Source organism: Pseudomonas sp. PDM26, from assembly GCF_019219185.1.
Classification (GTDB): Bacteria; Pseudomonadota; Gammaproteobacteria; order Pseudomonadales; family Pseudomonadaceae; genus Aquipseudomonas.
In genome coordinates this window covers 259,602-282,581 of the sequence record NZ_JAHUWC010000006.1, presented here as the reverse complement: position 1 = coordinate 282,581, position 22,980 = coordinate 259,602, and the positions used below count along the sequence as shown (strand labels likewise).

Here is a 22,980-nt window from a genome sequence, read left to right as displayed (position 1 = left end):
TCAGAAAGCTCTGGTAAGGGCGTGCTTACCACAGGTTTCTTGAGGAAAAAATGAGGGCCGTAAGGCCCTCAATTCCTAATAGCAAAATGCCTGAACACCCCCTTCCAGGTCAACAGTTTCGGCCTCGAAAAGATGCGCCAGCGCCGCGTCTGAAAGCGGTGTATCTGGATCAATCGTCAATCGGGATCGCTCCGTTACCGGCGCGCGATAGGACTGCAATTTATCCTCTGGATAGTCCGGGTGAAGGCTGGTAAACAACTCCTTCCACCGCACATTGCCGGCCTGTTGGTACCGACAAATCCGAACACCTTCGGCTTCAGCCAGCATGTGGTGTCCCATAAGGGAAACCAATCCTTGCTGAAGCCCTTCCTTCTGCGACTTCAACAACTTCAGCTCTGCTTCGAGCTCACTGACACGGCGGTCAATGCTCCTGGCCTCGGCCGCATGCTTTACCCACTCCGCCAACTTCTCACCCTCAGGGATGAAGTAGTCGCGCAGAGGATCCTTCTCCGGCTCTGTATCGGTGACAACCAGCGCCCAGAATTCAAGCGCCGCTTTGGTTATCAATTTTACAGCCAGATTGCTTCGAAGAATCTCGAAGACAATCGGGACCTGCCGGGTGTGATAGAACAGCAGAAAGCCCTTCTCTGCACCCGACACAGCCATCTGGTGCTGAACCTGCCACCAGTAGAGTTTGTAATGCGAGGAAAGCTCCCCCAGATTTTTCACTTCCTCGAAGTTCGTGTCCGAAAGAACCTTCACTTCGACGGGGCGATTGTCCGGGTCCACTCCGTCAAAACTGGCCCTAAGCACAGGGTGTGTTGACGACTGACCGCAAAGCGGAAGCAGGACCGTGTCGTACCGATCCTGGTACCAGGCGATCGCATGGGGCTCCAGCATGATTGCCAAGCGAACTTGGGGAATCATCGAAATGTCGATCGAGGCAACCCTACCGGTCATTTCAGCCCACAACCGCCACCGTGTTTTCTCGGGATGATGTCCCAGTATCACGGCGGTAGAAGTGGCAGAGATCCCTTCGTTTCGCCAGGTGTGCCACTGAGGGCTCCTTTGGCGCAAGTTAATGACGTTCATTGTGCCTCCATGGATGGAGGAACCCAGCCCCCAAAAGGGGCAAGGCCCCCTTTAGGGTTGAGTACTGACATCAAGCAGGTACCTTCTGCTTTGCGAGGTACTCAGATTGTCCCTTGCGGAACTTCTGGTTTGCTCGCTCAAGCAGATTGCCTTTCAGCTGGGCGCTGGCCCAGTCGAAAGCGCTCTGCCAGGCTCCGGTACGCATCGAGCGGTCATGCACTTGATCGATACGCCGGATCAGCGTCTCGTTAGCATCACGAGGTGCTGATCCAGCGCCAGCCTCACCTTCAGTACGAATTGGCCCCGGGTTACGCGACCGTTCCGTCTGGGCAAAATGCGAATCACCAACTGGCGTAGCATCTGCCTGAGGCTGCACAACTGGATTAGGATCAACGTCGTAAACAACCCCACCGTGGAGGTTTACAACATTGGCCTGAGTTGCCGACGAGGGACCATGCATCTCCCGCGAGGCAGTTTCGAGCGTGACAGCACCACCAACGAAGCCCTCACCACCTTCCTCGTTGAGGTAGGAGATGACGTTATCCAGGGCGGGACTTGTCATTGGCCAGTACTTCCGGGCAATTTTGATACCCGTCTTGATAGCCATTGAGTCGAAGTGAGTATCCCAGGGACCCTTTTTCTTCGTAGGGTCCGAGTTTGCCCAGGCGGAAGACAACTGCCGGGCGGCATAGACATCTTCAGCACTGACCGGATGGACCAGAAGCTTGCCGATCGACAGATACGCCTTGACGTATACGCCGCGGAATTGCCCCCGATCTTGTTTCGCCAGGAATGGATCGTAGACGTGAACTGGCTCGTCATTGGCACCGTTGAAGCTAAAGGTGTCATGACTGTAGACCGAGCAGGCCACCACAAGATCGACCGCACGGCTATCAGTGGCGATTTTCATCAGTCCCCGGTAGGAGATATCAGCGATCACCTTCCCCTCGCGGGGCACCAGATATGCCAATCCCATCGCGGGGTTCAGCGTAAGCCCTGACGAAGCAATTTGCTGCATCGCCAAGGCAAAGCTTGCCTTGTTATTCATTGCCACCGAAGCCAGGTAGGAATTACCGAGCATTGCTTGGTAGGCGTAAAGCGCTTCTTGGGCAAAGTTCATGCGACTGTTCATCGCACTCACTATGTTCGAGAAGTCCTGCTCCGTGCTTCTGACCAGATCATTGATCTGCTCAGGTTTCACGGAAGGTCGCTGTTGAGAAATTTGTTTGCCAGCCATGTGTACCTCCAGGTTAAGAGGCGGAGGCAAACCCCAAACGGGATTTGCGCCCCGCGCGGGATGAATTGCTTGAATTGGATCTGCAGTGCTTAGCTAGAAGCGAGGCCTCAAGCCAAGTTGTCGAGGACCGGAACTGATCCAGGCTCCGACTGTTTTTGCGTTGAAAACGAAGAGCTCGCTGTTAAGAACGAGACGCCTGCTGACGTGAGGCCGAATTGCCACCTCCGGAAGCCTGCGAGCCATCTTGGTTTTGAGGGCGACCACCGAGCAACTGCATGGTGCCCTGTGAGTCAACGACGATCTCAGTCGTGTACCGCTTGATACCGTCCTTTTCCCACTCACGAGTTTGCAGCTTGCCTTCGATGTAAACCTGCGAACCCTTGCGTAGGTATTCGCCTGCAATTTCAGCAATCTTGCCGAACATCGAGACGCGGTGCCATTCAGTACGTTCTACCTTCTGGCCCGACTGCTTGTCTGTCCACTGCTCGCTGGTAGCGAGACTGAGATTGGTGACCGCGTTACCGTTAGGCAAATAGCGGACCTCGGGATCTTGGCCACAAGTGCCAACGAGGATTACTTTGTTTACGCCACGAGCCATGTTGTCACTCCACATAGAGTCGGGGCGCACGCCCCCGGCGGGGTATGAGTGGCCCTTAGGGGATTGATGGTAATGCTGGGAAAAGCAGTCCAGCTTCTGCATCCGAAGGTCAACAATGACCAACAGGAATCCAGGTAGCAGGTTCAGAAGAATCTTTTCGGTGGGCTTGAGACAAGGCCACAGAAAAGAAGCTTCAAGGGGGAGCGAACTCCCCCCCGCTATCGAAGGGATTTACATCGTGATCCCGATTTCCGCGGTCTCGGGAAGAATGTGGTTGTAAACGGCCCATCGCTTTACATAGCGAATGTCCATCACCTCAGGAGTTACTGTACTCGCGATGTTGTCCGGTACACGTACCGTCGCACCGCTAAGCAGCAACTCTTGTAGTTCCATTAGATAGAACGCTTGAACTGGATGTTGCATGGAGGGCTCCTCGCCAGGTGGTCCACCAAAGCACTCAAGGTGAGAACTTTGGAGGACCACCTGGGAAGGGGGCCCTTGCAGCACTACTCACTCAGAGAGTGAGTAGTCCATCAACTCAGAAGCTGAGCTGGATTTTGCGACGCTGGAAGGTCGGCTCGTCATAGGTCGAATAATCGATCAATTTCGGAAGCTGGTTAGTGCGGGTGGCGCCACGCAGAGCGAGGCAATCCTTGGCGCTAAGACCGAGCGAAGCATTTGCTGCTTTCGCATGAGCGGCCTGGGTAGGCGACACATGCAGATCATCAACCTTCTCGTTTCCAAGTTTCGGATCCTGGCGAGGAACAACCTTCTTGGAACGAGTGAGGTAGAGGTACCCGACAACCACAGCGAGAATGAGCAACACAATAGGAAGGTTGTTCATTTGCCCACCTCCACGTCAGCCATTACATAGCCGGCGTAGGAGTTGTAAGCATGTGCAGTGTCAGCAGAAAGAACCATCGCAAGCCGCGCGAAAGCGGACAGGACAGTAGAGAGGATTGCAGATTTCATGGAGGCCTCCAGCAAAAAATGAGGAGCCTCCACCCCAAAGGGACAGAAAGCCCCTCTGGGTAAAATCACGACCGCGAATCGTGATCGATTGAGTGCTAGGTTTGGTGCCCAGCTTCACACAACCCCAACAGGTAAAACCTGCTGGGACAACACTCAAGCAACATGCTTGGGTGGAGATTATGTTTGAGCATAACTGCCCTTCCGGAAGGTGTAAAGCGGGTGGGGTAGCTTCTGACCCTAACATCGGGTCAGATTCAACCTTCTCAAAAGGACCATAAGAATATCGTTAAGGCTCCCCAACCCATAGGAGCCATACAATGGCCAACGGACACGATTTCAAGCCGCAAGGCAGGTACTCCAGTGCGACCCTAGAGTCCACCTACACACTCCATACCGAGCAAGCACAACGCGTACACCGTCGCTGTTTTGAAGGTGCGGCACGTGCACTCTTCACCGTTGACGTTGTGGCACGCGCCATGGCGCAGTCGAACAAGTCGTTCGACTACAACGAGGTGATCAAGGCCGTGGAAACGATGTTGATCAACCTGGAAACCGAGATCAACAAAGAGCGCGATCGCTACTCGCACATGATCAAAGTAGCCGGCCAAGAAGGCATTACCGCACGCTACGACAACGCGCAGTCCTACACCTTCACCGTCTCCACGCCGGCGATCATGCGCTTTGCGCAGATCATTCAGGCCTTCGACCAAATGTTGATTCAGGCCCAAACCGCATGGCTGCTCTGCCTCCTGCCGTCGGACAAGAACAGCCTGGTGGCCAACGAGCGCATGCGCCAGGTCATGAAAGTAATTCGCAAGCTGCAGAACATGGCCAGCGAAGCGCGGAACAAGGGAAAGAAAGAACCCTATGCTGAGTCGATCGCACAGTCCCTGGGCGAAGCTGCAGAAGAAAGCGACGTCGATAAAAAGACGAAAGCCGCCATCGAGGAAGAGGAAGAGCAGGCCGCTTAAGGACATCTCAATGAACAAAGGGCGCCAATGGGCGCCCTTTTTCTTTGGTTAATGGTTGAACGTACCCCGAACGTTATCCTCGGCTGCCTTGCGGGTCCCCGAGAAATTCTTGTCTTGAAGCCGGTTCTCGTTCCGTGTGAGGGTGTCCTCCCGGTCGCCTGTGATGTTGAGTGCTGTACCCCTGCCGGTCAGGTTATCCAAGGTCGACTTGTCGATAGTGGGGTAGAAGTTGGTTACCTGGAGCAAACCAATCCACTCTGAGATGTCGATCCTGCTCCAGTCCAGACGACTGAGATCCTGAACAGCCAAACCTTCACATGACGGGTTTTCAGGCTCCCCCCAACTCATGCCGAGCTGCGGTCGGGCCTGCTCCTGGATGATCCGCCCCAGAGGGGAGTTAAAGCAGCAATACGCCTCGCGCTTTTCTATGCAGCCCAGTACTGAGTTCGAAGCGCAATAACTGCCAACAAAATGGCAAACTTTGGTTTCCTTTTTCGCTCCAAGCTCAAACTCTTGCTGCTCACACTCCCAAATGATCTGAACCAGAATGTTGGCGATCTGGTAGACCATGTAGGCAATCATCACCACGGATACCACGGATGCCAGCCCAGACGCCCAGGTCGCATTTGCCGCTGGCGTAACCGCACCTGTGGCAGCATCAGTCGAGGCGTATGCCACATCGCTCGCGCCATTGGCGGCGAAGCCACTCGCAAAAACCATATTCGCTGCAGCCGACCCAAATGTTTGAGCGGTCCAGTTGGCGACGTAGTTCATCATTTGCTGCTTAAAAGCACTGATCACGCCAAGCTGAGCAACTTCAGTGACGGCCGCGTTAGTAGCACCTGCAGCACTCCATGCTGCATCCCAGCCACTAGTGATCAGGGTTTCGCTGAAAGCCCACGCACTTTCCAGTGTTGGGGCCGCATCGATAATTCCTGCCTTCTCACTCAACTGGATAGACGAGTACACCAGAGTGACGTAGTCCATAAGGGAGACGCCATCCGGGGCTTCGCAACAATCGACCCACCCACCCACAGCCTTTTTGCACTCCATGGCCTCCCCTTTCCAGACCTTGCAGGTGTGATCCGAAGTCGTATCCGTCGGATTTTCGCCACAATCGAGGTCATGCTCAGCAAACTGAGCGATCTGCAGAGCCACCGCGGCGTAAGCAAAATCGGTGGACTTCTCATCTACCGGGTTAAAGCATTCCGTTCCCAAGCATCGCACCGGCCCATCACACTGGTAGGAGCTGCTTGTTTCAGTCGATGGTACTTCGACCTCATAACCACAATCCCATACCTCCTCTGTCACATAGCACTGCCCGGATGCGCCGGTGGCACCTGATACACATTTTTGAGAGATAAACCCACACGACCTGTCGTTTTCGTATTTCTGACAGGAGTTGAGATTAAGCCCGCCCTCCACGCACCCCTCGACCTTGAGAGATAGTGCAAGCTTATCGACGCCCACAACAGGGGCAGGCAGCATCGCGTTGTACATCTCATCGCCCGGACACACCTGAATACCGTTGAGCGGCAGACAGCCCGAAGTCACGCCCTTGGTAACAGATACTGTTCCCCCCACCGAACACTGCCCATTCTGAATCTTGTTTGCCGAGTCGATGCAAAACTGCGGACCGTAGGATTCCGCATTGATGCGGACCACTTTGAGACGAAATTCATGCGCGTAAAACCAGCCAGGATTACCACTGCCCGTATCATTAATATCAGCGATCATTTGCAAGCCGTTTTGACAACTGGGCATTTGAACGATATTAGCCGAGTCCACGGTTAGGGTATTTGGAGCGTATTTATGCCCCGTCCAAATCCCAATAGACGACACTGCGATTTTTTGAGGGAGCGGCCTGCCGTCCGGACCAACTTTACAAATTTGATCAAAATTCACCTTGTCCAGGGAGCTATCAGACCGCAATGAACTCGACGTGTTGGTGAAGGTGCCGGCAACAAAATCGACCTTAATTCGGTTGGTTTCATTTGCACCGGCTTTGTCCTCGACTGCTACCTTGGCAGCAAAAGGCACCTCGATGACTTTTAGGTTGTGGTTGACCGCGCATATTTTGTCCGTGTTGACCGGGCACTGTTGTTGGCCTTGTGCATCGGTATAGCACTCCATTGGACCTTTGTAGAAATTACACTGGGTATCGATTGACACTTCTTGGCACAGAGGTGAAATACCCGGCACCGGGGAGGCAGCAAAGTTGCTCTCGCACACAGTGACACCGTTGATCACAGCGCAACCGTCTGCCGATACAGAAGGCATCTTGGTGCAAACGTAATTGCCCTCGCAGGCACCGTCGCTCACATTGGTAAGCGCACTCAAAGCCTCTGGTGGGTACCATTTATCGTCGCTGACCACTTTGGTCGGATCAAAGTGAACCCGCAACTTCGCGTATGCCTCACCCTGGCCTGTAACAGATGCACGAATTTTAAACGGAATGACTCCTTTTGTTTTTAAGAGCGATGTCATATCGACATTTGGCGACGCAGCCCATGAGGTACCGAGCTCACACTTACCTCCCGTTTCTGGTGGGAAGTTTCCATTGGGACCAGACCAGATTTTGGTGCCCCCAACCAAGACCTGCATATAGTCGTCCCATTTCGCATAGGTCAATTTGGCATCAGTAATTGCTTCTGGCTTAATTACCTCGAACTGCATTTCATTTTCGTAAATGGTGCAGTAGCCATTCCAGTAGTCATCACCAACTTGCCCAAGCCAAATATCAACACAGCCTTCGCCACACGTCTGAATGTTGGTAGGACCCGATGTGTACTTGATCACGCCGGCGAGATAATCATGCTTCAGCAAGAAGGAGCCCGACTTGTCAGCAACTCGCTCGCAGGTTTTCAATTCTGAAACATGTTTTGTAGTTGTCGTTTTTCTAGTGTCGGTTATTTGCTTGCAGTCAGAAAACTCTTTGTTGAAGACCTCCTGATTGTCGATAACATTATCGCTATTGGTCCAGAGTGGATCATTCTTCAGATCAGGTCGGGTTTGACCAGCAGTATTCTTCAACAAACGGTACGCATCACCACTCACGGAGTTTTCACTATTGAGTGTTGTATTCGCGCTTGCACCAGCACTCAACGTTCCATTGTCATCCCCGTACAAGTTAGAAAGATCGGAAGCCCCGCCACCGCTCCCAGCACCCGGGAACAACTCTGAAATATTGATACTCTGCTTATCAGCGCCGGACCCATAGCTTATTGAGCTACCAGAAACCGAGGGGGGCGACCACGCCGACATTGCTTCTTGGGCAGATGCATTACCTGCAGACGCCGAGGCAGCAATATTATCCGCCCAGGCAGGCAAAAAACAGGAATAGGTATAAAACAACAGGGTTGCTGCTGCTGTGACTCTTCCGGCAGTCGTCATATACGTCCTCACAATGTATTGCAGCAGTCATTCCAGCGAAACAGCATATAAAGTGCATCCTCACCGACTTGTGGGATAACGCGGCCCTCGCCCCCCTGCCATGTAAGTGGGTGGGCCCCAATGTAGTGCGCCCGCTTTGATTCAGCTCTCGGAAAAAACATGCTCATTTTGTATTGGGATTTTGGAATGGTCGGGAATATTGATCCCCTGCAAATTGTTTGATCTCCAATTGTTAAGTGCGCGAGTCCCCGCCGATGCTGGGTTGCAATCGTCCGAGCTGCGAGGAGTGACGTTGTGCGACCAAAGTCGTTTGGTAGGGCGGTACCGGCCATAGGGTAAATTTCCCCCCATGTACCTGCGCACCACCACAGTGACGTCAATGGCTCTTGCCCAACTACACCTAACGCCGCATCGGCTGTGCATGCGGCTTGCGCCAAAGGGTTAGCAACAGCCGCTGCTTCCGGGTTAACAAAAAATGCAAGCTCGTCATTAGTCCACGTCGGGTCAATTTCGGACAACTGAATAATATCGAAGTCCGCATAGCCATCAGGAGAACAGCGCTTTGGCATATACATTTCAAGAATTGAGAGCAAAGGAAACGCGTAGTAATGAACGTTGTAAAATGACATGCGTTCCTTTGTTATACCGTTGCCCGCAGTCGCGTCTGACAAGGTGCCCCACAGACGTTTATCGCCTAAGGGCAGCGTCACACCTCCGAGCGCCAGCGAGCAACCAGGTTTTCGTACCACCTCAATCAGTCGTGCAGGTTCCCACATGGAGTTAACAATGCCGGGCATGAACAACCCCAGTTTGTCCTCACACATACAGAGGCTTTTATTAGAAGCGCCAAATGGGGCGTCACCGGGTGTGATACTCACACCAGCAATTCGTATGGGAAACAGGCATGCCCAACACACGTCGGTAAATAGCTTGCCACTAAACAGTTGCGCATTTGGGCATGAAAGAGAGTCGGTAACAGACGTCTCAGAGGAGGCTGTTCCCGAATAAAGCACCGCCGAAAACAAGAGAGCCAAAATAACTTTGATCTTCATCACTGTGATTACTGCGCCTTGAGTTGTGTGGCCGAACGTTCAGCGAAAGAATTGAATTGAAGAATGAACGGTTTTGACAAGGCAAAGCCTTGCACCGAAGCAGAGTTCAAAGGCTTAAGCAATCCGCCTAACAGGTTTAGGCACTCGAGCTTTTCCAAAATCAGGCCAATACCATTGGCACTACAGTAATCCCTCACCTCGATTAGCCAATCAAGATTGTCGCTATTCCACACTGCGTTTAAATCAACCTTGCAGAAATCCCATGGGTAGGAACTCAAGCGACTAAAGTTGGAGCACTCCATTCCGAAGTCATCAATCGCCAACAACAGACCTTGGTCTTTGATTAACCCCATCGCCTGAAAAAAGGAACTGCCAATGGCGTCGAAGGCCTCAGAAACCTCGACGCATACCTCAACCCCCATGGGAGCCAGTTTGGCCAGGGACTTACAAACTGCGCGAAGCGCAACCGGATCGGAGAGTGTGTGGGAGCTGACATTCACAAAGGACAGGCCGCGGCCTCTAAGATCGGCCGCATGCTTGATCAGCAGTTCCGCAACCGTATGGTCCATTCTTACCCAGGCCTGAGAATCAGAACCGGCCATAAACGCTCCAGGCCCCACCCAAGTGCCACCAACGGACTGACGCACAAGGACCTCGTGTCCCAAAATGCCCCCGTTGGGCTGATGGATTGCCTGAAGCGCAATAGCTTTCATTTGAGCCCCCCTGCTGGGAATTCTTCGATATAAAAGTTGGATGAATCCGCTGTAACTACAGATGGAACAAAGTCAATTGAGAAACGGGTGCGAACATCGTCTTTTAGAAGGTAAACAGCCCGGTCGACTTGGTCCTGGACACTCGTAAATCCATCCCAACCAGAGCTTCGGTCAACCCTTGAAAGAATCACGACGACGTTCTGATCGTTGCCGTGTTTCGCGATTTCTGCTTTAGCTAGAGCGATCTGAATTGGGTCAACTGGATCAATGATCACCAGACGTTGAGTAAATGGACGAATTGAAAGCGGGTTGATCCGGTCGCCAGCCTTATGAATCAATGAACCGTCAGCCGCGGTCATGTCCTCAGGGACCATGACTGTGGGGTCCAGCTTCCTGACCCGATGGGTTGTCGCCGTGGGGAGGTCGACAAAGGTTTGCTTGTCCCAGAAACGCTTAGTTGCCTTTTCCTTGAGCTCGGCAAAATCAACTTTCGCCAGTCGCTCTTTCAGCACCTCGATTAGGTCGCGCTCTTCAATATCGAGCGTTGGCCCGACGGAACCCAGACCTGACTTTTTCCGGGTGCCATATTCCGTATCGGCCGCCTCGATAGAAGTGGTACCGGCAACAATGTATTGGGGAGTACCTTCTACAAGTTTTCGAATTTGAGGAACTGTCGACACACCCGCATCAGTAAACACAACGGGGTTAATTAAAACTGGAGTGTCCGACTTTGTCTCAAACGCCAACTTCTGTAGCTTGGCTAGGGCCTGCGGGAACGGCATGCCTTCCGGGATCCCACGAAATACGAGTTCTACAGTCTTGTTGCCATTATATAGAACAAGGAGCTCCTTAATCTCTTGTTCACCAAGAGACCAAGACACGAATATCTGATAGATAACTTTTCTATCGTCAATAGCAGGTTGCGCACTTCCTTCAGGGGCTTGTGGGGTGGGCGCTTTAGCAAACGCAAAGTCTTCATTCTTTAAGGTGAAATCGACTTGCCTGTCAGTTTGATGTTTGATTTGGTCTAGCTCTGCGGAAAACTGTTCTAACGCCGCCTTTTCTTGGGCGGCAAAGTTCATATCAGCTAAACAGTTGGTCACAGGAGCCATCAGCAGGAGAGCCAAGACAAACGTCCGACTTACCATATCGGGTACGCCTTTCCAATAATGTCGCTCTGCCCAACATACCCCCAATATCTGGAATCAAAACTGTCCGAGGACGTTCCCATAAACCAGAATTTATCCGCCTGGACAATTTCGTCACGAACATATCGGGTTGGTGGCATACCCAATTTATCGGACAGCAAAAGCCCCTCCCCCTGTGCCTTTCCATTGATCGACACCTGGGTGGGATTTACCGTGACGCGATCACCTGTAACGCCACGGGCATACTTAATGATGACCGTGCCATTGCGGAAGTACGGCTCCATCTGTGTCGATTTGAATGCATAGATGCCGTCGCGCTCCACTGACGTATTGTGCTTATCAATGATAAAGACGCGCCAATCAAGGCAGGTGTTCTTTTGCGGATCAATGCCTATGCCATACCGTGTGGTCGCATACAGGCTTGCCGCCACCATTAATGCGGTCAAAGGCAAAGCACGAATTATGAAACGTGCGTGTTTATTCATCCTTCGCCCCCGAGGTTTTATCTTCTTGCTGAACGGGGGACGGCACCTCGAGATCAGGTGGGTATGCAGTCAACGCACGCGAATCAATAACCACAAACCCTGCCGCAGCGAGCTTAGTTGCCGACGCCCGCAGTTGTTCATATCCAACTTCGGCCTTTTCCGGAGAGTCGAGCTTGGCGCTCCCGGCAACAACATCATAATTAACAACCGCAATCGGTGTTCCGTACTCCTGTACTTTAATGAAGTCATGACCCATAACAACTGCTACAGCAACCACCAATGAAACCAGCGCGTTTAATATCACATCCTTCATGCTGCTACCCCACGATCACGCATCACGGCATTAATTGCCTCAGCTGTGTTCAGCCCTTGACCAATGTAAATATTGATATCGCTGACATCTTTGGGCGTTGTCGAGTAAAGCAACTTCGAGAAGTTATCGACTGTGAGACGCCCAACCCCGGTACCCTGCTCGGTCTGAAAGAAGATCTCCGAGTACTGCCCACGAATGGTATGAACCGACTTAAGGATGCTGAAGCCGCCTTCACTGAGAGCCAAACGCCCCTCCCGTTTGATCATGTTGATCGCGTCTGGCTTTTGGCCGAGCAGGAAACTGTTCGCTGAGTTTTCCGCAATGGCACGGCCAGTAGGACTTGCGTAGAGGTCGTTTACCGACTGTGTGATGGTGATTGCTGCTCCGTTGTATTTACGGAACCGTCGGTAGCCGTGCTCGATGAACTTGGCCACGTCGCCCTCGGTCAGAAGCGACCATGCCTCGTCGATAACCACGATTTTCTTTCTGTCGCGATCGCCCAGGAACATGGCCTGCTGGATCTGATAGATCAACTGCAGGAGAACCACCTGTTGAAGATGCTTTCGCCCCTTCAACTCCTCCAGTTCTAGGACAGTAAAGGGGTTTTTGAAGTCGACGTTGTTTCGGCCGTTGAAGTACTTGCCGTACATACCCTTCGAGGTAAACGGGAACAGTTGCTTGCCGATATCCTTGATCCGGGAGTCCGAGTCTCCCAGAAGTGATTGCTCGACATCATCGACAATCATTTCACGGCCTTTGGCATCCCAGACCTTTGCGCAGTGCTCACGCAGGCCGGCAATTTGCAGGTCGATCAGAGGTTGGGTCGGCGCCGCCATTGCGCAGAGCAACCCAATCAGAACGTCCTCTTCATCCTGGTATTCTTGAACCAGCTCGAACGGGTTCAGGCAGATGTGCGACTCTGGCGTAAACTCGATAAAGTCCCCACCAAAAGCCTTTGAAAGCTTTTCGTACGACCGCCCTACGTCGATGACCCAAACTTGAGCGCCGGCTGATTGATAGGCGGTGATCAGGTAGTTGGTCAGGAACGACTTACCACTCCCGGATTGGGCGGCGACGGTTGCGTTGTAGTTTGTTTCCGAGTCGAACAGGCAATAGGACATCAGCTGCCCATTCCGTGAAACGAACTGCATGATCGGTGAGCCAGTCCCCTTCCAATCGCCATAGATAGGGAGCAACGGCAACGCATGAGTGATTGCCATCGTCTTATAGCGGTAGCTTTCGTCGATCACTTTGCGGTCGGCGCCAAAGGGTAGAGCATTCAGGAACAACGGAAGAACGAAGTATTTGTCCTCCAGCAACGTGAACTGCCGAATACCCAGGTAGTTACGAGCTTCCGAAGTCGCACGTACCAGACGGTCACGATCACCAGAAAAAATCACCACAGTCATGTTGCACCGAACAACCGCCTCTCCCTCTTCAATTTCTTTGAAGAGGTCATCCATGCCTTGTTTTTTCGCACCGAGTTTTGGCACAAATTTTAGAAGCGGACCGTAGGCCTGGTTGTTCGCCCATTGGCGTTTGGTGTTGAGCTTGTCTTTCGCCGCTTGTTGCTCGGGAAAGTACACCGTAAAACTGATCAAGCAGTTTTCGCGGATTCCGTTGGTGCCGGTCAGCAAATCGCCGAGGTACCATGCCGCATACCCCTGAAGCGTCTGCCGCGGAAACTTCTTAACACTCAGCGTTTTTACTAGCGTGTCGCCGATCTTCAGGTGATCACTGAATACCTCGACGGTCCGGTCGTAATCGAGGATTTGGCATTTCAAAGGCTTGTCATCTTCTGCTTCGGCATGCATTCGATCGCGCCAGGAGGCTTGTTGCCCCTGGTTCAAAATCGAAGACATGATCTCCAGGTAGAGATGATTGGTTAGCGCCTGCGGGGCAAAACCGATGCTTTTGAAGGTGGAGTCAAACTGTGCACGCAGCTCTGACAGGGTCTGAATTTCCTTTTCGGTCGGCAACACATCGTCTATTGGCATTACCACGGTGATCAGAACGTGAATTTCACGGACCTTGATTCCGGAGTAATCATCAATTGGCTTTAACGTGCCATTAACCAGATAGCTTGCCCGGCTTTTAATCGCCTGGTGTGCGATGTTGTCCTCGCAACCAAGCCGCATCCTGAGCATGCTATTTACTTGGGAGTTGATATTTTGCGACGGGAACAAGTTGAAGTTGATTGTCGTTCCCGATGGCCAGGCCTGCTTCATCACAGACTTGAGCTGATCGCCCTCCTTACCGTCACTTCCAGGTAATGGCCGGCACAAGAACGAAAATCCAACGGAGTTATCATCCATGACGAAGTATTTTTTTTCGTCGTCATAGGCGATAACACTCAGAAGGTCAGCTAACGGGTAGTTTGCCTTGGCATACGCAGTCACTTAATTTGCTCCCGTCAGCCAGTTAGAAAGGGTCCCTTTCTCGTAACCATGTTTAATTAACCCGTCATTCCGGATCATGAAAGGAACGCCTTTCACACCGAACATTTGGGCTGAAATAATTCGTTTGCCGATAGGCGAGGTATCACAATCATTTCCGCGTTGGTCGAGGACCTTCGGCTTATCCTTGCCGGTTGCAATATCAAAGGCGGCATTCTTGTCTTTTGCGCAGAGCAGGCTTCGAACAATCTTTGCGCTTTCATCACCTAGAGCTGGAACTTCAACGATCTTGAAACTGTAACCCTCAACTTTTTTCAGATCGGAAATAAGGTGTGCACAAGAGGGGCAAAGTGGATCTGTAAAAACGACGACAGTCTTTGAACCTGTTCCGACAGTGAAGGGAACCAGGTCTTCGATATTGAATTTGATCTTCTGGAGGTCAATGTACTTAGAGGCTTGCTCGGCCTCTTCGAGTGTCGTTATTTCTTTCTGCGCCCAGGTGTCATACATGGACCCGCGGAACACGAATCGTCCGTTATCGCTAACGAAGGCCATTTTCCCGTTCTTAACCGCTGCAATCATGCCGTTTATTGGCATAGGTGCGGTTTGATTGTGCTGACCATCAGCCGGCTCGACAGCCAAAGCGCATGCAGACGTGGCCAACAGGAGGGGGAAAAAGATTCTTCTGAGCATGAGGACACCTCGATTTCGATGTCATCAGGCTAGAGAACTTGCCTCGCCATTAGGTTCGAATCTGACCCTGCTACAGGGTCAAAAATGAAGGGCGCCCACTGGCGCCCTTCATTTCGAATCACCAGATTACTGGCGCTGAATCCTCTCCTGAATCGTCAGTTGCGAAGAGGACGATTTTCGGCGCGTCTGGGTAGGTCCGCTTCGAGATCGTGATCGCCGATCCGCCCAGCCCTTGCACTTTGTCGTTCACGTACCAGTTATGCCTCGCGATTCGCCCATCGGGATCCGTGCACTTGGCAAGCGCCGACCAAGCGGAACCGCCCTCCTTTACCTGCAGCTCACAAGTAGGTGGTTGGTTCTTCTTTACATCGATATCAACTTTACCGTCTGAGCCTTTGTTCATTAGGGTCTCAATTTCGAGGTCGACCTGGTACTGGCCTTCTGTCGGCAAAGTAGCCCTGGCATAGCGAGAGCCGCCCGTATCAATCTCCTCGCCGTTCAACTTGTACTTCAGGCTGGTGATCCGGTCCTTCGGGTGACCACCTGAAATCTGAGGTCGGACCATGATGCCCAAAGGCGCCCGGGAAGCATTGTTGTCACCATTCCACAACAGATTGATGGTCCAAGGTGGTGGCTCTTTGAAGGTCATCAGGCGTTCTACCAGGCTGTAGTTGCCTCGTGCATCGTAGACGTGGACCTTGAAGGGGTACACGGCAGGTTCGAGGATGTTGAGCATCCTGAGAACCATGGTGTCGTCCTTCACGACTTCGTACCCGGGCATCGCCGGCATTTCCCAATCGTAGTACACGCCCTCAACCGCTTTGAACTCGCCAATGTTCCGCACGCGGAGTGAAAGTTCCGCCGGCGCGTACTCTGCGCTGAAGGTTGGCTGAATAGCCCATTCAGGCCAGTCATAGATCCAGAAAGTGATGCGCTGCTGAGTTATGCCCTCTCCTCCACGATCGCGGTAGCCCTCGATCCAAGCCCTATAGCTCAAGTAGGTCTTGGAATCTGTGATGTCGGCATCCACTGGCGTGTATTTGGCCTCTTGGCCAGGCACGATCGTTGTGCCATCGGGCATGATGAATTCCCCCCCCATGGTCAGGTCCATGTTTGGGTATGGCATCAGCATGTTCGCAATCCACGTTGTCTCCTTCCCGACCTCAGGCCGACGGGGACCAATCAGTTGCACTCGTGGCGGCCTGATTTTCCGGAAAGCGACACCAGATCGAAGGACCTTCCATACGTGCACATCGTCAACAGGCGCCTCCTTGAAGCGCATGCGCGCATAGACACTCACTCGTGCCTCAGTACTCCGTGTTTGGATGTTCGTATCATTCCCTGGTGCCCACGTCTTACCGCGATCCAAGCTCCATTCGACATCGATATTTGAGAGATCAATTGGTTGGCCATCCAGCTGCAGAACTCTGAACCGAGCAGAGGCATCGATGAAAGTGTTCCCTGGTCCCTTCAACACACCTTTCGGGATGTTGTACACGATGACTTCAATCTCATCGGTCATCGACTTAGCCCCAGAGTGTTTATTCGTCAGCTCTGCGCGGACCTTGTAGTTACCCTTCAACAAGGTCATGGCGATCCTTTGCGGCGTTCGACTCTTGTTCGGCAGTTCGACCCATGGACCGCCCTCCGTCGACAACTCCCAGCGAACAGCACCCAGGTCCTTGGCCCACGCTCGATTGGTCACATCAGCAAACAGCGTGATGCGCAGTGGGGCTTCACCCGTCAGACGAAGTGCCCTAATTGAACCATCGAGAGCAGCACCATTCAGGATTGCTAGGCTTAGAGGTCGGGGCGATGTGCGAGTTACCTTGTACTCTGGCACAGGCGAAATAACTCGGGCCTCTGCGTAAATGCGCAGATTCTTACCGGCCAGTTCATCAACAGGTATTGCAAACGCAGCATGGCCAACACCGTCGGTCTTTTGCCATGGTGCAAGCTCTGTCACCGTGTTCCAGGTTGGCTTAAGAATCAGGCGAATTTCCCATTCACCCATCGTGTCCGGCGAGTAAACCTTTTGATCGTTGAACGCATCCCCCATCGTCACCCCTACTTCAAGGCTTTCCGTAGAAAGAACCTTTCCGTTCTCGTTGTCGATGATTGGCACAACACTCTCATCAGGAACGGCCAGGACATCAACCTCTGTATGCGTCGATATGTCAGGCAGTACCTTGTAGGCGGCGTCTACGTGGAGTTTCTTCATTTGCCACAGTGCATCAAAAGGTGCCGTGTAAATCCGACGGTAGATCTTGCTGATCGCGCCGTAGGCTGGAGCTGCATCCTCGGTTTGCTCCACACCCAAGTTGAGGTTGTGCTGGAGCATCAGCCTTGCGCTAACCGACTGGATCACTGCGTCACCAATGTATGCGCCATCGAGTGGTGAGGTCAGGAGTGTGTCGCTGACCTTCGTACTGGACACGTAGGTAACCGTCGCCGTGCTCGGCTCAATTGCGGTAAAGGTAAAGGTGTCCGGCCCAAGGTCAATTTTCTTACCGGATGGCGTGAAAACAGACAGCCTCCAGCTCGACGTATTGAGGCCGAGCATAGTTGCCGTCCCCTGGAGGTACGGCCGCTCCCAGTTTGGACGAGCGACCATTCCCACAGGGATTTCATCCCACTCAAGCAGACACAAGGGTCTTGTATTGAACGAAGCGGCTGCTGAAATTGCCCGCCGCTCGATGATCGTGAGATCGCATGGAGGCCCTGCCTGCTGGACGTACTCAATATCCAGATCCTCGACCTTGTAATAAGCCGTCGTGAATGGGTACTTCGGTCCAACCTTCACCGCACCAACTGGCGAAACAAATTCGGCAGACTTGGTATAAGTCGCCAGCAGATTTTTCTCGCCATTCGCGCCGACGATGTAGGAGGTCACCTCGATCGGGTACGTACCGACATCGGTCGCGGTCCCAGTCATTACCAATGTCGAGTCACTGGATAGGTCCTTGAACTCAGGCAGCTTCTGTGTGAATTCCAGAAGGCAAACTGGATTATCGTACGGGTTGCCGTTAACCGCAGAGGCCTGGCGAACGGTGTTCAAACACACTGTGTTCGACGGCTCAAACTGTGCACGTACTGCTTGTAGACCCAGAGGAGCTGTGTCGGCTGATGTCTTCACCGCACCTTCGAGCTTCCATACCTCGAAAGGTATCGCGTACGCGGTGCCCGTCAGGTCCCCTCTTACGAGCAGCACCCGGCCGTGGCCACTGGCACTCGTTTCGATGCCTGCCAACGCAGAGCCGAGCGCGTCCGCAGTGAAATACTCCACTGCCAACCTGGTGCCTTGGCTCGGCGCCAAAGGCCTCCTACCGACACGCAACCCAACAGTTGAGGTCTTTTCAATGACCGCGACGATGTCGCTCCCCAGTGCTGCAATCGCGTCCTTATCGGTCAGCAATAGACCTGGTCGGCCATCCACACGCAGAAACTCTTTGGTGATTGCTGGGGTGGCCACTTTATCGCCGGCTAACTCTTGAACTGGCAATTGATCGATTACGCTGTCAATGCTCTTGGGCACCAAGCGGACAGGAACAACCACGGACAACCCGTCCTGGTCCGTCACTTTGACGGTCATCGTCGTCTCTGTACGACCATCGGTCTTGAAGTTCAACTCATCGTTGTCGAACCAAGTGAAGCCATGCCCAGGCTGGGACTGCACTTCGATGGTATGCGATCCCCAGAGGTTATCGTCGATTGCTGCCAGGCGCTGTTTGCCCCCGATTCCTTCGTAGAAATACAAGGTGTTCGGAGTCACCCCAGTCGGCGCTGTGTTTTTCCGCAGAACCGATACCTTGGCCACGCTCTCGACGTATTTCCCGCCCACGTCAACGACACGGAAGGCAAAGCTGTCGTTGCCTGTGTACTTCGATTGCGGCGTGTATACGTATCCCTTGGCCCCAGCCACCACCGAACCATGCTCGGGCTGAGCAATGACCTCGTAAGTGAATTGATCCCATGCATTTGGGTCAACCACCGTCGGGGCGGTCTCTGCTGACGGTGTGTTCTCGTACGTCACGATCTTGAGCATTGCTGTCTCGGGCTGTAGGTTGTTCATCGTGACGTGTAGCGCCACGATTCCTTGCACGGTTAGCCCGCCCAGGTCGGTTGCTTCGACTGCAACAGTGTCGTCACCAATGAAGTCTTTTTTCGGCGTGTAGACCAGTCGATTGCCTACAACCGATACCAAACCGTTTGCCGGTTGAACTTTGACTACCAACTGATGCTTGCCCATGTCATAGAGGTTTTTATCGACGATGACAGGGTAGTACGGTGCACTCGTGGTGTTCTCTGGGACCGTTATGCTGCCAGTTAGCGACAGTGGCGCAACGTTCGACGGACGCACAGTCACAAAGGCAAGCCCAGTGACCCTAACGCCAGCGGCATCGTATGCCGATATGGCGAAGCGATCAGACCCTACCCAGTTCGCGGTCGGCGTATAGACAACCTTGCCACTTACAACGGCAGCGGTACCGCCAATAGGACTCGAATCGATTGTGTAGGTGAACGTATCGTTAGGATTTGGATCGACGACGACGGGTACGCCGCTTACCGGGGTGGACTCTAGGGTATCAAGACTCAAGTCCACCGAGCTTGGAGGGAAATTCTTGGCCACCACATTCACAGTCGCCAAGCCAACGACTTCTGCGCCGGCAACATCTCGGGCGATGAACTTGAAGGTCTTAGTGCCGCTGGCGCCATACGGGGCGTGATAGATAATGCGATTGTTCACTACCTCCGCGACCCCAGTCATGCTCTGGATAGGGATGGTGAAGGTGTGCAACCCAGCATCGTAGAGGTTCTCATCTACTACCGTCGGCAGTGCGGGACTCGATGCCTCCCCCTCGTTAACGCTGATGGCCACGTTAGCAGACGTAGGGGCGTAGTTGGTTTTGGCTACATCGATTGTCCCTTGCTTGGTATCCGACTCAAGCCCGGCCAAGTCCCGCAACTTGTACGTGAATGTAGCCGTCCCGAAATAGCCCTGGACGGGCGTAAAGGTCAACGACATGCCATTGACTGTTATCACGCCTGCAGCCGCGTTGGGTTGCTGAACGATTATAATCGTATGGCTGTCGGGGTTATCGGGGTCAAATGCGACGGTTTGATCATCCTGAACAATAAATGATACGGCTTGTGGCGCCGAGACCAAACCACCTGGGTCAGTAGCTACGACGTTAGCGGTCGCGGTACCGACGAATCCTGCCGCCGGCGTGAAGGTTAATCGATTGCCATTTAAGCTCAACGACCCAGATGTAACCGGAACAGTCTGAGAAATGGCGAAGGCAAGTGGCGCATCATGGTTTGGATCGGTTGCCATGAGCTCCAACGTCACAGGCGTATCAATACCGGTGGAGGCCTGACCCGAAGCGACAACAGGCTTCTTGCCAACCGGCAGCACCTTGATCGTCAGCTCACCAGGTGCCGACACAAGACCGGAAGAGTCTTTCGCCGTGTACGAGATCGATCTAGTCCCAACGAAAGCTGGGTTAAGTGCAACCGTAATGGTTGAGCCAGTAAAACTAAACGATCCGAAAGCAGCATCCTGAGAAGACGAACTACTGAGCGAGAAACTGTCGCCGACATCAGGGTCCGTCACCACCAGGCTGAACGTCGATGTATCACCCTGATTTAGGGTCAGTGTCTTGGTTTCCACCACAGGCTTATCGGCTACCGCAGACACAGTGATTGACACTTTGCTTGGAAGCGATGCGCCGCTGTCAGCGTCAACAACGACGACTGAGCAATCCGTTGTTCCGTTCCAGTTCTTGGCCGGAGTGAAGACCACTTCGTCCACGTCAATGCCACAACCGCCAGCGCTTGGTGGCGGTTGTTTATCAATTAGAAATCGGTATGGGGCCTTTCCGTCGGGATCCGAAAATACAATTTTGGCCCTGCCCTCGCTGTCCTCATTCGCCGTGATGGCTACCGGCGTGAGAATGGGGGCATCGCTTTCAGGCTGGATGACGACACGAACGGTCATCACATCACTCTTCGCGTTGGCGCTGTCTACAGCACTAATTTTGAGGGTGTCGGTCCCATTCCAGTCTTTTTCCGGAACAATTTTCAGGGAGTGAAGGTCCGGCTCGACTGAAGCTGTTACGTGAGCACCCTGCGCCTCCACGACCAACTGATAAATGTCGACCTGGTCAGGATCTTGAACGACCGGCACATACACAAACGGCTTGTCCTCAACTCCGATCGCTGGGTGGGGGATTAAGTTCGGTGCATCATTTACCAGACTGGTAACAACGCGGACTGTCGCCGGATTGGAGAAGTTACCGGTTGTGTCCTTGCCGCGATAGGTGAAGGACGTAATCCCATACCATTGCGGGATAGGCTTGAAGGTTACGGTGGATCCGCTTAGCAGGAACTGTCCGATCTCCTCAGAAGGCATGTCCAGAATCTCGAAAGACTCGGCCTGGACTCCCGCACCAGTGAGGGTGAGAGGGATAAGTAACGTTTCGTCCTCGTTGTTGAGTACCTCCATGTCATCGACATGAGGTTGGGTTTTTTTCCTCTCGACAATGGTCTCAGCCAGCGCTTTACCTACACTGATAACCAAAGGTCCCGTGAATCCTTGGGGCAATGTTGCCACGCCCCTACAGGAGAAGGACTCCTTGCTCCGAACCCCCTCGCATTTTCCAATATTCGCGCCCTTCGGCGAGCCAATATTGATCGGAAGACTGTAAGACCCTATTGACGAACACCCAACACGGTCCAGCGTATAGGTCACATTAAGTGTCTCGCCCACGACCGCTACAACTGGATTTAATGACAGAGCCTCTCCGCTCTCAACGCACTGCGTCGCAGCAAGGAGTTGTGCCGAAAAGACCACCGACATCAACGTCACCGCAAGAAGGCCTGTCGATTTAATCCAGTTCACAATTAGCTTCCCGATCCTGGTTTGAAAACCCAAAAGCCGGCGAAGGCCGGCTTTGGTAGTACTCGTTGCTTAGCTGAGAGAGTGCGCAACCGGGAGGGTGGCGGTCATGATCGATTCGATAATGGTCGGCGTGTTGTACAGGCCAACCCCACCGCCCACGCCTGTCGCAAACGACATGATCGACTGGCGCACGATGCCGGAAACGATCCCGACCAGGACCATCGAGCCAGCTACAACCCGGCCCAGGGTGCCCTGCATCCAGTCCGTCAGGGTTACCCAGATCGAGTCGAAGCTGTCACCACCGGTGCCAGCGAGTGCGTTGCTTGCTGCGACGGTGAGCATCAGTGCTACACCGAACTTCATTACGTCCTTGGTACGCCGGACTTGGCTTGGGGTCATGCTCATTTGCATGGGTGTATCTCCTAGGTCTTGCTGGTTGGGGAATGTTTAAGTTGCAGGTGAAGCAGTGTTCTTCCTCGACTCCAGTGGTCGGATTGAAGGAGTGGGCTTAGGCGCTGGGGTACCGATCTCCCAACGACGCGGTTCAATTTCCGTGTAAATGAATCCAGGCACGTTCAGGTCGCCCGAATCGGACTCCCATGGAGCAACCCAGACACGCATGACGGTGGCCTGCGAACGAATCGGAATCGGGTTACGAGCTGGCTTTGGAACGACATAGCGTTCGCCCGCCGCGATATGGGGCTGCACCGAAGGCAGAACCTCATCCATCGGCTTACCTTCCTTGATCGCCTGATCCTTGGCAGCCTGGCGCAGCTCTACTTCTTGTCGAAAATTCTCGTTTTCGGTCAGCTGATATACATCGCGGGCAGACATACAGGTCACACCGTCTGGCATGCCCTTACAGGAGTACTCAGACTCGCCCACCTGCAAAAACGAGCAACCGGCCATAGCCGTGGTCACTGCTGCCAGGGCCAAAAATCGGAAAGCATTCACCGCTGAAATCGAATTCATGATTGAAGTATCCAAATATGTTGTTGGGTGCAGGAGCGAATCCG

17 protein-coding genes and 1 pseudogene are annotated in these 22,980 nt (G+C 53.2%); 1 reads left to right on the top strand and 17 read right to left on the bottom strand.

Features of this window, described 5'->3' with window-relative positions; translation table 11 throughout:
• Nucleotides 1-75 precede the first annotated feature (75 nt).
• From KW849_RS14610 to KW849_RS31355, 6 genes and pseudogenes are all read right to left on the bottom strand, one after another.
• Nucleotides 76-1,092 carry a lambda-exonuclease family protein gene (locus tag KW849_RS14610; RefSeq protein WP_218430016.1) on the bottom strand — a complete coding sequence of 339 codons (1,017 nt, stop codon included), beginning with the start codon at nucleotides 1,090-1,092 and terminating at the stop codon, nucleotides 76-78.
• Between the two features lie 70 nt (nucleotides 1,093-1,162).
• Entirely contained in the window at nucleotides 1,163-2,329 is a 1,167-nt protein-coding gene (locus tag KW849_RS14605; protein WP_218430015.1) for a RecT family recombinase, read from the bottom strand.
• A 187-nt stretch (nucleotides 2,330-2,516) separates the two neighbouring features.
• Nucleotides 2,517-2,927, bottom strand: a pseudogene (locus KW849_RS14600) (single-stranded DNA-binding protein); the annotation flags it as partial.
• 231 nt (nucleotides 2,928-3,158) lie between these two features.
• A complete protein-coding gene (locus tag KW849_RS14595; protein ID WP_218430089.1) occupies nucleotides 3,159-3,350 on the bottom strand; it encodes a hypothetical protein in 192 nt (63 codons plus the stop codon).
• A gap of 115 nt (nucleotides 3,351-3,465) precedes the next feature.
• Entirely contained in the window at nucleotides 3,466-3,771 is a 306-nt protein-coding gene (locus tag KW849_RS14590) for a hypothetical protein (RefSeq protein WP_218430013.1), read from the bottom strand.
• The gene (locus tag KW849_RS31355; RefSeq protein WP_256357227.1) at nucleotides 3,768-3,899 is read right to left on the bottom strand and encodes a hypothetical protein; all 132 of its coding nucleotides are present in this window, start codon (nucleotides 3,897-3,899) and stop codon (nucleotides 3,768-3,770) included. Before KW849_RS31355 ends, KW849_RS14590 begins: the two co-directional genes overlap by 4 nt.
• Before the next feature lie 317 nt (nucleotides 3,900-4,216).
• Between KW849_RS31355 and KW849_RS14585 the strand changes: the two genes are divergently transcribed.
• Complete coding sequence (locus KW849_RS14585; RefSeq protein WP_218430012.1) at nucleotides 4,217-4,870, top strand: hypothetical protein; 654 nt, start codon at nucleotides 4,217-4,219, stop codon at nucleotides 4,868-4,870.
• A 48-nt stretch (nucleotides 4,871-4,918) separates the two neighbouring features.
• Here KW849_RS14585 and traN read toward each other — a convergent pair whose 3' ends face one another.
• The 11 genes from traN to traV all read right to left on the bottom strand — a co-directional run bounded on the left by traN (nucleotide 4,919) and on the right by traV (nucleotide 22,936).
• Complete coding sequence (gene traN / locus KW849_RS14580) at nucleotides 4,919-8,263, bottom strand: conjugal transfer protein TraN (protein ID WP_218430011.1); 3,345 nt, start codon at nucleotides 8,261-8,263, stop codon at nucleotides 4,919-4,921.
• 8 nt (nucleotides 8,264-8,271) lie between these two features.
• Nucleotides 8,272-9,318, bottom strand: a complete 1,047-nt coding sequence (locus KW849_RS14575) for a TraU family protein (RefSeq protein ID WP_371319141.1) — start codon at nucleotides 9,316-9,318, stop codon at nucleotides 8,272-8,274.
• Between the two features lie 5 nt (nucleotides 9,319-9,323).
• Nucleotides 9,324-10,028, bottom strand: a complete 705-nt coding sequence (locus tag KW849_RS14570; protein WP_218430009.1) for an EAL domain-containing protein — start codon at nucleotides 10,026-10,028, stop codon at nucleotides 9,324-9,326.
• Nucleotides 10,025-11,155, bottom strand: a complete 1,131-nt coding sequence (locus tag KW849_RS14565; RefSeq protein WP_256357226.1) for a TrbC family F-type conjugative pilus assembly protein — start codon at nucleotides 11,153-11,155, stop codon at nucleotides 10,025-10,027. The genes KW849_RS14570 and KW849_RS14565 overlap by 4 nt, the downstream gene beginning before the upstream one ends.
• A 14-nt stretch (nucleotides 11,156-11,169) precedes the next feature.
• Nucleotides 11,170-11,661, bottom strand: coding sequence for a S26 family signal peptidase (locus tag KW849_RS14560; RefSeq protein ID WP_218430007.1), 492 nt, complete (start codon nucleotides 11,659-11,661; stop codon nucleotides 11,170-11,172).
• Complete coding sequence (locus tag KW849_RS14555; protein WP_218430006.1) at nucleotides 11,654-11,974, bottom strand: hypothetical protein; 321 nt, start codon at nucleotides 11,972-11,974, stop codon at nucleotides 11,654-11,656. Before KW849_RS14555 ends, KW849_RS14560 begins: the two co-directional genes overlap by 8 nt.
• Nucleotides 11,971-14,373 (bottom strand): type IV secretion system protein TraC, encoded by a 2,403-nt coding sequence (gene traC / locus KW849_RS14550; RefSeq protein WP_218430005.1) that lies wholly within the window; start codon nucleotides 14,371-14,373, stop codon nucleotides 11,971-11,973. The genes KW849_RS14555 and traC overlap by 4 nt, the downstream gene beginning before the upstream one ends.
• Nucleotides 14,374-15,063 carry a DsbC family protein gene (locus tag KW849_RS14545; RefSeq protein WP_218430004.1) on the bottom strand — a complete coding sequence of 230 codons (690 nt, stop codon included), beginning with the start codon at nucleotides 15,061-15,063 and terminating at the stop codon, nucleotides 14,374-14,376. It lies immediately after the preceding gene.
• Between the two features lie 118 nt (nucleotides 15,064-15,181).
• The gene (locus KW849_RS14540; protein ID WP_371319140.1) at nucleotides 15,182-21,964 is read right to left on the bottom strand and encodes an Ig-like domain-containing protein; all 6,783 of its coding nucleotides are present in this window, start codon (nucleotides 21,962-21,964) and stop codon (nucleotides 15,182-15,184) included.
• A 69-nt stretch (nucleotides 21,965-22,033) separates the two neighbouring features.
• Nucleotides 22,034-22,327: a TraA family conjugative transfer protein gene (traA, locus tag KW849_RS14535; protein ID WP_218430080.1), complete on the bottom strand. Its 294-nt coding sequence runs from the start codon at nucleotides 22,325-22,327 to the stop codon at nucleotides 22,034-22,036.
• An 84-nt stretch (nucleotides 22,328-22,411) separates the two neighbouring features.
• Complete coding sequence (gene traV / locus KW849_RS14530) at nucleotides 22,412-22,936, bottom strand: type IV conjugative transfer system lipoprotein TraV (protein ID WP_218430003.1); 525 nt, start codon at nucleotides 22,934-22,936, stop codon at nucleotides 22,412-22,414.
• Nucleotides 22,937-22,980 lie beyond the last annotated feature (44 nt).